The sequence below is a fragment of the Citrobacter freundii complex sp. 2025EL-00176 genome (assembly GCF_053309355.1).
In genome coordinates this window covers 78,345-91,585 of sequence record NZ_JBRYHT010000014.1, presented here as the reverse complement: position 1 = coordinate 91,585, position 13,241 = coordinate 78,345, and the positions used below count along the sequence as shown (strand labels likewise).

General features: G+C 53.1%; 4 protein-coding genes. All 4 read right to left on the bottom strand.

The features are described from left to right. Positions 1–8,687, bottom strand: an 8,687-nt coding sequence (locus ACVXHP_RS20740) for an Ig-like domain-containing protein (protein WP_447572113.1), incomplete at its 3' end; no start/stop codon positions are given. Between the two features lie 14 nt (positions 8,688–8,701). Further along, positions 8,702–9,943 (bottom strand): HlyD family type I secretion periplasmic adaptor subunit, encoded by a 1,242-nt coding sequence (locus ACVXHP_RS20735; RefSeq protein WP_316130385.1) that lies wholly within the window; start codon positions 9,941–9,943, stop codon positions 8,702–8,704. A 23-nt stretch (positions 9,944–9,966) separates the two neighbouring features. Then, positions 9,967–11,307, bottom strand: a complete 1,341-nt coding sequence (locus ACVXHP_RS20730) for a TolC family protein (RefSeq protein WP_316130384.1) — start codon at positions 11,305–11,307, stop codon at positions 9,967–9,969. Further along, positions 11,300–12,472 carry a hypothetical protein gene (locus ACVXHP_RS20725; RefSeq protein ID WP_447572112.1) on the bottom strand — a complete coding sequence of 391 codons (1,173 nt, stop codon included), beginning with the start codon at positions 12,470–12,472 and terminating at the stop codon, positions 11,300–11,302. The genes ACVXHP_RS20730 and ACVXHP_RS20725 overlap by 8 nt, the downstream gene beginning before the upstream one ends. Positions 12,473–13,241: the final 769 nt, after the last annotated feature.

The following is a 13,241-nucleotide window of genomic DNA, read 5'->3' as shown; positions in this document are numbered from 1 at the left end:
TCGGTGCTGATGGCAAAGCCCGGCGCCGCCACGTTAGTCTGGTTATCCCCCGCCGTCCCGGTATCATCACTCAGCGTAATGACCGGGGCCGCCACGTTGGTGTCCACGGTGACGGCCAGCGCCGCCGAGGTCGCGGTGTTGCCCGCGTCGTCAGTGACCTGCACGGTGAAGGTGTACTCCCCGTCAGCCAGCGCCGGGGCGGTAAAGGTCCACGTTCCGTCCGTCAGTGTCGCCGGGTAGGACGTCCCGTTAATCAGCACCTGCACCTCCGTCACATCCGCATCGATATTGCCCAGCGTAAACACCGGGGTCGTATCGTTCGTGATGTTATCGGTCGCGCTGCTGCCGGTATCAGAGGCATCCATCAGATCGAGGGTCGGGATGGACAGCGTGGTGTCAACGTTAAAACTCAGGGGATCGGAGGTGGCCGTGTTGCCCGCGAGGTCAGTGACGGTGGCCACGATGGTGTGGTCACCGTCGGCCAGTTCACCGGCGGTGATATGCCACTGTCCAGCCGCGTCCTTTGTCGCCGACACCGGCGTGCCGCCGTCAATGGAGATCATCACGCTCACGGCGTCTTTATCCGTGGCAATGGCAAAGCCCGGCGTAGTGTCGTTGGTCTGGTTATCCCCCGCCCTGCCGGTGTCGTCGCTCAGCGTGATGACCGGGGCCGCCACGGCGGTGTCCACCGTGACCGCCAGCGCCGCTGAGGTCGCGATGTTGCCCGCGTCGTCGGTGACCTGCACGGTGAAGGTGTAATCCCCGTCTGCCAGTTGCGGGGCGGTAAAGCTCCAGGTGCCGTCTGCCAGCGTCGCCGGATAGGACGTGCCGTTAATCAGCACCTGCACCGAGGTGACATCGGCGTCGATATTGCCCAGCGTGAACGTTGGCGTGGTATCGTTCGTGATGTTATCGGTCGCGCTGCTGCCGGTATCAGAGGCATCCATCAGATCGAGGGTCGGGATGGACAGCGTGGTGTCAACGTTAAAACTCAGGGGATCGGAGGTGGCCGTGTTGCCCGCCACGTCCGTCACCGTCGCCACAATGCTGTGATCGCCGTCAGCCAGTTCACCGGCGGTGATATGCCACTGTCCAGCCGCGTCCTTCGTTGCCGCCACCGGGGTACTGCCGTCGATGCTCACCATCACGCTCACGGCGTCTTTATCCGTGGCAATGGCAAAGCCCGGCGTAGTGTCGTTAGTCTGGTTATCCCCCGCCGTGCCGGTGTCGTCGCTCAGCGTAATCACCGGGGCCGCCACGGTAGTGTCCACGGTGACCGTCAACGCCGCCGAGGTCTGCACGTTCCCGGCGTCGTCGGTGACCTGCACGGTGACACTGTAGTCGCCGTCCGCCAGGACCGGGGCGGTAAAGGTCCAGGTGCCGTCCGCCAGCGTCGCCGGGTAAGCGGTCCCGTTAATCAGCACCTGCACCTCCGTCACATCGGCGTCGATATTGCCCAGCGTAAAGGTTGGGGTGGTATCGTTCGTGATATTGTCCGTCGCGCTGCTGCCGCTGTCGCTGGCGTCTGCCAGGTCCACCGTTGGGATGGACAGCGTGGTGTCCACCGTAAAGGTCATCGGATCCGACGCAGCCGTGTTACCGGCAATATCCGTCACTGTCGCCACAATGCTGTGATCGCCATCGGCCAGCTCGCCGGACGTGATATGCCACTGCCCTTCCGCGTCCTTTGTCGCCGCCACCGGCGTGCCGCCGTCAATGGAGACCATCACGCTCACGGCGTCTTTATCCGTGGCAATGGCAAAGCCCGGGGTGGTGTCGCGGGTCTGGTTATCGCCGGTGGTGCCGGTGTCGTCGCTCAGCGTAATGACCGGGGCCGCCACGGTGGTATCCACGGTGACCGCCAGCGCCGCTGAGGTCGCGATGTTCCCGGCGTCGTCCGTCACCTGCACGGTGACACTGTAGTCGCCGTCCGCCAGGGCCGGGGCGGTAAAGCTCCACGTCCCGTCCGTCAGTGTCGCCGGGTAGGACGTCCCGTTAATCAGCACCTGCACCTCCGTCACATCCGCATCGATATTGCCCAGCGTAAACACCGGGGTGGTATCGTTCGTTATATTGTCCGTCGCGCTGCTGCCGCTGTCGCTGGCGTCTGCCAGGTCCAGCGTCGGGATGGACAGCGTGGTGTCCACCGTAAAGGTCATCGGATCTGACGCAGCCGTGTTACCGGCAATATCCGTCACCGTCGCCACAATACTGTGATCGCCGTCAGCCAGCTCGCCGGACGTGATATGCCACTGCCCGGCTGCGTCTTTTGTCGCCGCCACCGGCGCGCCGCCGTCGATACTCACCATCACGCTGACCGCATCCGGGTCGGTGCTGATGGCAAAGCCCGGCGCCGCCACGTTAGTCTGGTTATCCCCCGCCGTCCCGGTATCATCACTCAGCGTAATGACCGGGGCCGCCACGGCGGTGTCCACCGTGACCGCCAGCGCCGCCGAGGTCGCGGTGTTGCCCGCGTCGTCCGTCACCTGCACCGTGCAGGTGTACTCCCCGTCAGCCAGCGCCGGCGCGGTAAAGCTCCACGTCCCGTCCGCCAGCGTCGCCGGGTAAGCGGTGCCGTTAATCATCACCTGCACCTCCGTCACGTCGGCGTCGATATTCCCCAGCGTAAAGGTTGGGGTGGTATCGTTCGTGATATTGTCCGTCGCGCTGCTGCCGCTGTCGCTGGCGTCTGCCAGGTCCAGCGTCGGCACCGAGAGTGTGGTGTCGACGTTAAAGCTCAGGGGATCGGAGGTGGCCGTGTTGCCCGCGAGGTCGGTGACCGTCGCCACGATGGTGTGATCGCCATCGGCCAGCTCGCCGGACGTGATATGCCACTGCCCGGCCGCGTCCTTCGTTGCCGCCACCGGCGCGCCACCGTCGATACTCACCATCACGCTGACCGCATCCGGGTCGGTGCTGATGGCAAAACCCGGCGTGGTGTCGCGGGTCTGGTTATCGCTGGTGGTGCCGGTGTCGTCGCTCAGCGTGATCACCGGGGCCGCCACGGTGGAGTCCACCGTGATGGCCAGTTCATTCGAGATCTGCACGTTCCCCGCGTCATCCGTCACCTGTACCGTCACGGTATAGTCACCGTCTGCCAGCGCCGGGGCGGTGAAGCTCCAGGTGCCGTCCGCCAGCGTCGCCGGGTAGGACGTGCCGTTAATCAGCACCTGCACCTCCGTCACGTCAGCGTCGATATTGCCCAGCGTAAAGGTTGGGGTGGTGTCGTTCGTGATGTTATCGGTCGCGCTGCTGCCGCTGTCTGACGTCTCCGCCAGATCGAGGGTCGGGACCGAGAGGGTGGTGTCGACGTTAAAACTCAGGGGATCGGAGGTGGCGGTGTTGCCCGCCACATCCGTCACCGTCGCCACAATGCTGTGGTCGCCGTCAGCCAGCTCACCGGCGGTGATATGCCACTGCCCGGCCGCGTCCTTCGTTGCCGCCACCGGGGTGCCGCCGTCGATGCTCACCATCACGCTCACCGCATCCGGGGCGGTGCTGATGGTAAAGCCCGGCGCCGCTACGTTAGTCTGGTTATCCCCCGCCATGCCGGTGTCATCGCTCAGCGTAATGACCGGGGCCGCCACGGCGGTGTCCACGGTGACCGCCAGCGCCGCTGAGGTGGCGGTGTTGCCCGCGTCGTCGGTGACGATAACGCTGATGCTGTAATCCCCGTCCGCCAGGGCTGGCGCAGTAAAGGTCCACTGGCCGTCTGCCAGCGTCGCCGGGTAGGATGTGCCGTTGATAATCACCTGCACCTCCGTCACGTCGGCATCGATATTGCCCAGCGTAAAGGTTGGGGTGGTGTCGTTCGTGATGTTGTCCGTCGCGCTGCTGCCGCTGTCGCTGGCGTCTGCCAGGTCCAGCGTCGGCACAGAGAGCGTGGTGTCAACGTTAAAGCTCAGGGTCTCCGAGTCCGCGGTGTTGCCCGCGAGGTCAGTGACGGTGGCCACGATGGTGTGGTCACCGTCGGCCAGCTCGCCGGACGTGATATGCCACTGCCCGGCCGCGTCCTTCGTTGCCGCCACCGGCGTGCCGCCGTCGATGCTCACCATCACGCTCACGGCGTCTTTATCCGTGGCAATGGCAAAGCCCGGCGTAGTGTCGTTAGTCTGGTTATCCCCCGCCGTGCCGGTGTCATCGCTCAGCGTGATCACCGGGGCCGCCACGGTGGTGTCCACCGTCACGTTCAGCTCTGTGGACATCGCGGTGTTGCCCGCATCATCCGTCACCTGTACCGTCACGGTATAGTCACCGTCTGCCAGCGCCGGGGCAGTAAAGCTCCAGGTACCGTCCGTCTGCACGGCGTCATAGGCAGTACCGTTGATCAGCACCTGTACGCTGACGGCGTCCGTATCCACATTACCGAGGGTGAACGCCGGCGTGGTGTCGTTGGTGATGTTGTCCGTCGCGCTGCTGCCGCTGTCGCTGGCGTCTGCCAGATCGAGGGTCGGCACCGAGAGTGTGGTGTCGACGGTAAAACTCAGGGGATCGGAGGTGGCCGTGTTCCCCGCGAGGTCCGTGACGGTGGCCACAATGCTGTGATCGCCGTCAGCCAGTTCACCGGCGGTGATATGCCACTGTCCGGCCGCATCTTTCGTTGCCGCCACCGGGGTACCGCCGTCAATACTCACCATCACGCTGACCGCATCCGGGTCGGTGCTGATGGTAAAGCCCGGTGCCGCTACGTTAGTCTGGTTATCCCCCGCCGTGCCGGTGTCATCGCTCAGCGTAATGACCGGGGCCGCCACGGCGGTGTCCACCGTGATGGCCAGCACCGCCGAGGTCTGCACGTTCCCGGCATCGTCAGTGACCTGCACGGTGACACTGTAGTCACCGTCTGCCAGCACCGGGGCGGTGAAGCTCCACGTCCCGTCCGTCTGCACGGCGTCATAGGCGGTGCCGTTAATCAGCACCTGCACGCTGACGGCGTCCGCATCCACGTTACCGAGGGTGAACGCCGGCGTGGTGTCGTTGGTGATGTTGTCCGTCGCGCTGCTGCCGCTGTCGCTGGTATCTGCCAGATCCAGCGTCGGGATGGACAGCGTGGTGTCGACGGTAAAGCTCAGGGGATCGGAGGTGGCTGCGTTGCCCGCGAGGTCGGTGACCGTCGCCACGATGGTGTGGTCACCGTCGGTCAGTTCACCGGCGGTGATATGCCACTGCCCTTCCGCGTCCTTTGTCGCCGCCACTGGCGCGCCGCCGTCAATGGAGATCATCACGCTCACGGCGTCTTTATCCGTAGTGATGGTAAAGCTCGGTGCCGCTACGTTAGTCTGGTTATCCCCCGCCGTCCCGGTATCATCGCTCAGCGTGATCACCGGGGCCGCCACAGTGGTATCTACCGTCACGTTCAGCTCTGTGGACATCGCGGTGTTGCCCGCGTCGTCGGTGACCTGCACCGTCACCGTATAGTCACCGTCTGCAAGTTGTGGGGCGGTAAAGCTCCACTTCCCGTCCGCCAGCGTCGCCGGGTAGGATGTGCCGTTGATAATCACCTGCACCTCCGTCACGTCGGCATCGATATTCCCCAGCGTAAAGGTTGGCGTGGTGTCGTTCGTGATATTGTCCGTCGCGCTGCTGCCGCTGTCGCTGGCGTCTGCCAGGTCCACCGTCGGGATAGACACTTGAGTATCAATGGTGACCTGAATTTTTTCTGATGTCGCAGAGTTACCTGCAACATCTGTTGCTGTGATATAAAAAATATAACTTCCATCGTTCAACGCCTGCGATCCCGTGAAGCTGTAAGACCAGTTTCCGTTAGCGTCCGCGCTGACTTTAGCTATCGCCTTACCGTCCTGATAAATAGTGATGCTGGAATAAGCCTCAGCGGATCCGGAGAAAACCGGTGAAGCACTATTGGTAATGCGATCGGCATCACTTATGCCGCTATCGCTATCAAGATGAATGGTTGGTGTTTCGATCGTACTATCGACGACAATATCCAGCGTGGTTGAATTTGCACTGTTGCCAGCGACATCTGTAGCTCGTACGACGACGGTATGCTCGCCATCAGCTAAGTTCGCCTCTTCTGGGATTCGATAATTCCAGACACCATTTTTGTCGCTGACAACCTGACCGATCAAAGTGCCATCAATAAAGATCTCGATCATCGCGTTAGCTTCAGCCGTTCCAGTTAATAGTGGCTGTGTCTCTTTGGTGATACCATCATCATTCGACGATCCCGTATCTGAACCCGGATCTAATTTAAGCGACGGAGTGACGGTGACGGTATCAATGACCAATTCGTAACTACTGCTCGAGGTGTTCCCTACCTCATCCTGAGCCTGAAAAGTTAGCGTATAATCGCCGTCGGAAAGGGCTGGATTCGGATCATATTCGAACTGCCAGTTACCATTAGCATCAGCCAGGGTGGTGCCCACTGCTTTTCCGTCGATCATCACGGTAATGGTGGCGTATTTTTCAGCAGTCCCGTCAATTGTCAAATTGTCATTTTGCCGGGTGATCCAGTCAGTCTGACTTACCCCCGTATCATCGTCAGCCAGCAAAGTGGCAACGGGTGAGGTCGTGCTTGTATCGACTATGAAAGTACAATCAGCAGATGATGCCGAAGTATTTCCCGCAAGGTCAGTAGCATAAGCTACTGCAGTATGGCTACCTTCAGCCAGATCGCTCGGCATGGTAAACGACCAGATACCATCGCGGTTTGCCGTCACCGTGCCACAGGCTTTGCCATCAATATAAATTGTTACCGTACTGCCCGCCTCTGCTGTCCCGGTAAAGGCCGGCGTGCTGTCATTTGTCAGTATGTCGCCTGATTTTGAAACCGTATATTTATCCAGTTCAATATCTGGCGATATGGGAGCAACAGTATCAATGGTATATTCGTAACTAAAGGTTTGTTGGTTTCCAGCATAATCGGTCACAGTGATTGACAGTTCGTTCAGTCCTTCAGTTGAGGCCTGAGCCAGATTAAAGCTGAAATTACCACTTTGCGAAGCATCAATTTCAATCGTTTCCCCGGTCATCAGGTTAGTGACCACAATATGACTATTTGGGTCAGTTTTACCGGTAAATGCTGGGTAAGTATCGTTTGTATAATTGTCTCCGACAATTCCGCTATCTGACTGGCTGGTCATAGCCAGCGTGAACGCATCAATATCGGTGTCGACAGTAACATCTATTTGTGCGGTCGAGGTATTACCGGCACGATCGGAAGAAACCACTTCGAAAGTATAAATACCATCAGCGGTAATTTTATTTTCCGGCAGAGTATATTGCCAATTCCCCATGGCATCTACGGTAATATCGGTAACTTTATATCCGTTAAGATATAATTCAAGCGTGGAGTCTGGTTCAGCATTACCATGAAGGGACGGTGTTTTATCGTTGGTCAGGCTATCGGTAGGGGACATACCTGTATCACTGATTTCATCAAGAATAATAACAGGAGTTTCTGGGGGAATAGTATCCAATGTAATAACACCAGCCGTTGATGCTGTGTTTCCCGCTTTATCCGTAGCTTCAATCTCAATATTATTAATGCCTTCAGTTAATTCTGAACCACTAAACTGATAGGACCAAGTACCCTCAGAATCTACTGTGACCGTGGTAAGCAGAATGCCGTTGGCATAGATAGCAACCTGCGAGCCCGCTTCAGCTTCACCAATAATTTTCGCATCGGTAAAACGTGTAAGATTTTCACCCTCAATGCGATCTGCTTCAGGAATAGCGTACTGATCGTCAAGTTCGAAAGTAGGGGCTGCGATAACAGTATCAATGGTGACGATAAGTTTCGCGCTACCGCTTCCACCCTGCCCGTCCGTCACATCGACCTGGACGTTGTGTTGCCCGTCAGCCAGCACCGTTCCGCTAGCGAAAGAAAAATTACCCATTGCATCGGAGGTTGTGACTACGACAACCACACCATCAATGCGCAGTGAAACCGTTAAACCGGGATCGGTGGACCCCACAAACAGCGGTGTGGTGATGTTGGTTATATTATCGTTCTTTATCCCAGAATCACTGCCCTCATCGAGTTTAAGGGTCACATCAATAGGTTTTACGTCAACGGTCGTTTCGTCAGAGTCTGATGAGCTTGAAGAACTGGATGAACTGGAAGAGTAATCAGAGAAAATTAAACGACTGGCCTCAGCGACAGAGTCATCGTCATATTTTTTATGATAAAGACTAGCATCAAGTTGCTCTTCTCCCTGGTTCTGAGAAATTGCGCCATTTTGGCTATTACTCTGAGCTTTATCATTAAGGAATTCCTCAAGCTGATTTTGGACTTCTGCGGAAGCTTTCTGCGCCTCTTCAGCTTCAGCGCGCATTTTTTCTGCTTCATGCTTAATCTCAGCAGCCTCTTTCTTAGCTTCTTCAAGGGCTTTCGCATCAATCTCGCTAATCTTATTGATATTATCTTTCAGTACATGTTCCTGACGCTGATCTGACAGTGCAGAATCAAGCCGTTCAAGCTGGAGATTACTTAAGTCGATCGTTTTCAGTAGTTGCTGACCGGAGACATCACTCCCATGGAATTTAAAGCGAACGTGGTTATTTTCAAGGCTTGAATAGAGCGCGCCGTTAATAACGTTAACCACCACATTCCCAGGAAAAATAAATTTAAAGTCGGTCCCACTAATGACGACTTTGGCACTATCCATAGAACCATACTGCTGTAAGTCGACCACTGAATCATTGCTTGCAAAAATAGTATTACTCATATTATCACCCTGAATTAATGAGTTGATTTACTGTCAGTGATGACCGGCTCACTGAAAACTTGTTGAAGGCCACGCAACAATGGCGAGGCGAGATATTTTAATATGCTGTGGTTACCTGTAATAACGAATGCATCTACCGTCATTCCAGGTTTGATAACATCACGTTCCCTCGTACCGATAGTGAATACGACGATTGCCTTATAGTACCTCACCGTATTTCCATTAACTGTATCTTCGTAGGAATCTGGACTGATTTGCTCAACCACTCCGGTATAAGGTTTTGTCCCCGAGAGAATAAAGGAGAGAATTTTCACGTTAACCGAACCACCAACATAAATTTGATCGCGATCTTTAGGCTGTATTTTTACTTCAGCAAGCATTTTGGTTGACATCGGTTTGATCTCAAACAGAGAGTCCGCAGCCTGGATCACACCGCCTTTGGTAAAGGCATTTTTGTTGATTTGATAAATAACGCCATCAATAGGAGAGCGGACAAGAGATTCTTTCATCTGCTTTTGTAATACACTAATGGCAGAGTCATTAAGCGCCGCTTCATGTTGAGCATCGACAAGGCTTTTCGACAAAGTATTACGAAAGGTAAATATATTGTCATTTATCTCACTACGGATCACCTTTATCTCTTCCGATTTCGCCACAACCTGATTTTCAATATCGATAAGCTCAGACTTGAGACGTACTGCCGCCTGTTTTTTTGCCAGCAGAATGGTATAAGAACTAATACCCTTTTTAACCAAGGGTGAAAGAATATTAACCTCTTCTTGAACAAGTAATAGTTCACTGTTCTTGCTGATTTTAGAAATACCTAAACGCTCAATTTCAGAATTGAGGCTGTTGATTTTGTTTTCCTTTGTTTTGCTCTGACTAATTAACAATTGTATATTGCCAATCAAGTCCTGGTTCGTAATATTGCTAGTATCAAAGAGAGTATAATTTTGCTCCCAGGCCAGAACTGCCATCATTTCTTTGATGTACAAGGTAAGATAGCGATGCTGAGCCTGGATGCGTTCATTTTCTTTCTGAATATCAAAATTAGATGTTTCGGCAAGGATCTGGCCTTTAGTAACAAAATCCCCCTCGGCGACATGAATAGCATCAATCGTTCCACCTTTAGAAAGAGAAACAACCTGGGTGTTATCTTTATTGATAATGACACCGCTGCCATGCACGACCGAATTGATCTTTATCAGGCTAAAAAGTAGGAGTATGACGAAGGTCATCACGATGATGACCATCATCAGATGGTCACATTGTTTTCTGTTCATTGCGACAGAGAACCACTTTTAGGCTGTATCTGGCCGGGTTCCAGATACAATTCATGTAACAGATCGGCGAGTTGAGCCATCTGTTCGAGCTTAGCCTGATAGATAGAGAATTGTGACTCAATCATAGTCAGGTTAGCCTGGTAGTGTTCATTCCGACTGGAGATAAAGTCGAGCAGTGATTTTTGACCTAATTTGAATTCTTCTTTATACAGCTCAATCAGTTTGCCGGCATTTTCATAGGATCGTTTAGATATAGCTAATGAATCTTTTCCCGTTAAATATTTAGAGACAGAAGCATCAACACCGTTACGCGTTTTAAAAATAAAGTCATCAAGGCCAAGTTTTGCCTGGGTATATTTCGCGCTAAACTTAGCTGCCTCCGATTGATTCTTAAAGCCATTAAAAATATTAAATCCTACTTTAACACCAACCTGGATCTCATCCTCATAATCATCCTGCTGGGCATCTTTAGTGGGATTATTGTCCGTGTAGTGGGCATTGAAATCGACAACAGGGTAATTAGCTGATTTTGCCGCCGAATATTCAGCATTTGCTGCAGATATAGCTTTCGTCAAAGAAAGATATGTTGGATTATCCTGCATAATTTTTTTATAAACCGCATCTTTATCAGCATTAAAAGGGTATTTATTGAAAAAATCAGGCAGCTTACCCAAATTTTCAGCGGTGACATTGTCTCCCGTGAGGTTACGCAGCATCATCAATTGCGTATCCAGTTGCGCACGGAAATTCAGCTCTTGGGTGCTTAAAGAGTCGATAGATACCTGAACTTTACGGATATCCGATTGCATCGCCGCGCCCGCAGCGATGAGATCGGAGAAATCGTTCAGCATTTGCTTGTAAAAGACTTTCTCGCCGTCGATCACCGCAAGTATCTGTCGGGTTTTTTCCACGGATAAATAGGCATCGGCCGTTTTTTGTGCGGTCGTGAGTAACTCCTGCTGGAAATCGTATTTACTGGCCTCTTCCTGCTGCTCAGACTTCGAAATATTGCTGCTTCTGACGCCAAAATCTGCGATACGGTAAGCGAGGGTTAATTTATTCTCTACGTTCTGCTCATTATTATAATCGTCCGTTTTTTTATGGATTGCCTCAGACGAAACGTCCAACGTCGGATAGAGAGAAGCTTTGCTCATGTTCGTCTCCTGGTGACGCATCTCGGTCTCCCACGAAGCAATGGCCACAGAAGGTTGCGAGTTTAGGGCATCCACAATTAACGTCCGCAGCGGCAACGTATGGTTTCCTGGATCTGCATGAGCACAGATTGCCACCGGCAGCGAACTTCCCAGGATAAGCAAAGCGATGACGGATTTATTCATGGCTTTTTTTCTCCTTAAGGACATTAATTTCTTTTTGCAGGTTGCGATGCATTCCGGCAATTTGCCCAAGCAGAGGTTCAAACGTCTGTGACTGACTATCGAGCGTGGCGACAGTTTCATGATGGCGCTCGAGGTTGGCACGTTCGGCAGCTTCAACTGCGCCAGAGACACCTGCCAGAAGTGAAGCCTGCTCGTTAAAGTGGCACTCAGCAACTGTATGAAGCTCACCCACGTTTGCATCGAGGTGCCCAATACCATCACTGGCCTCGAGGACAGCATGATGGGTATGCGCTTGCGCGACCAGTAATTCGCCCAACGTGCTACTCTGAGACTCAAGCGTAACCATAAGCTGTTGCTGACTGGCCTGCAGCAAAGATTGACTTTCGGTTAGCGCTGCAAGATGCGTTCCCTGATTGACCAAGGCTTGCGTAGACGCACCGATCTCTTTCTCAATCCCGAGTAAAGCGGAATGGTTCGAGGTGATGCACTTGTCTATTTGCTGTAACTGTTCAACCTGTTGGTGAACCGCGGTAATAAGGGTGTCATTAAATAACTCAGTCTTACGAGAACCTTCTACAGTGCAACTTAGAAGTGAATTCAGCATGTTGTTGCTGGCGTCAAATGCGTTGGTCAGGCGTTCCTGAAAGCCGAACATCCCCGCTTTAAACTCTTTGATAACATCGTCCAGATCGGTTATCAGACGCAGGGTTTTTGTTTTTCCGATCGCAGAGTTTTTACTGCGCTCATGACATTCTCTGACGAAATCAAGGCGCGCATTGCGTAAATCGATGGCTAAACGGGTGAACTCTCCACGCAGGAAAGAACACATCACGTTAAGTAAAATAGCGCTCACCACCCCATAGATTGATGAAACGAATGCGGTATTCATTCCTTTCAGCGGTTCAGCAAGGGAGGAGACCACGCTGACGATAATTCCTAACGTATCCGCCTCGTTACCGCCGGTGATTTGCGATTTCTCCAGTAACGAGATGACCGAGGCAATCGTCATTGATAAGCCCGCGAAGGTACCCAACAGGCCAATCATGGTAGACAGGTTTGCGCAGGTCATAACCGCAGCCAGACTCTGGTTCTGCTTACGATTCACGCTGTTATCCATGCTTTCATACAGCGTGGCAACAGTATCATCATCAAGACCATGGCTCACTGAGAAAACAATCTTGTTGGCATCACCAAGTAAATAAGAGTGTTTCTGTGCATTCTTATTACGTAATACAGTTACGCACTTACTTATTTCAATAAATGAGAAAATAACAATAAATGTACCCGTCAGATACATAATAATAATGATGGAACTGTAGAATGCCGCGACATGCCATGTTTCAAAAACATAGGCACGTAAACCGGGAATACACAGCAAAATAACAGGCAAAAATGCGAACACTAATGCAATAATAAATGCATGATACCGCTTTAAGTTATACATTATTTATCATTCACTCTTAGTAATGACGGCACTATTCGTCAACGTGGTTGCATCATTAACGACTGAGATAGAAACTTCCGTGTTGGGATATTTGCTTTTGACGACCTTCAGCAAGATCACACCACGTTCGTAGGCCAGACGCATAGCATCGGAAATAGCGATAGAAGGGCTGACGTAAGCATAAACCGCAATACTAACCGGCTTATCTCCGCCAAACCATTTATCCATCTCATCAATGACCTCTTGCGGATAGCCTTGCTCCATTGATTTAAAATGAATAATAAACTGGTGGCCTTGAGTCTCCCAGGATGGGGTCGCTGTCGAGGTATCAAATTGGCCGGAAGCCTGCCCTTTAATCGAGGTAGCCGTTTGATTGTCGGCCAGTCGAATCACTTCATCATGGCTTGCCTGCTCCGTTACGCTACCAGTAGACGCTGCTGAAGCGGCAGTGGAATCTGCAGAAGAGGCTGTGGCCAGCATATCGGCATCA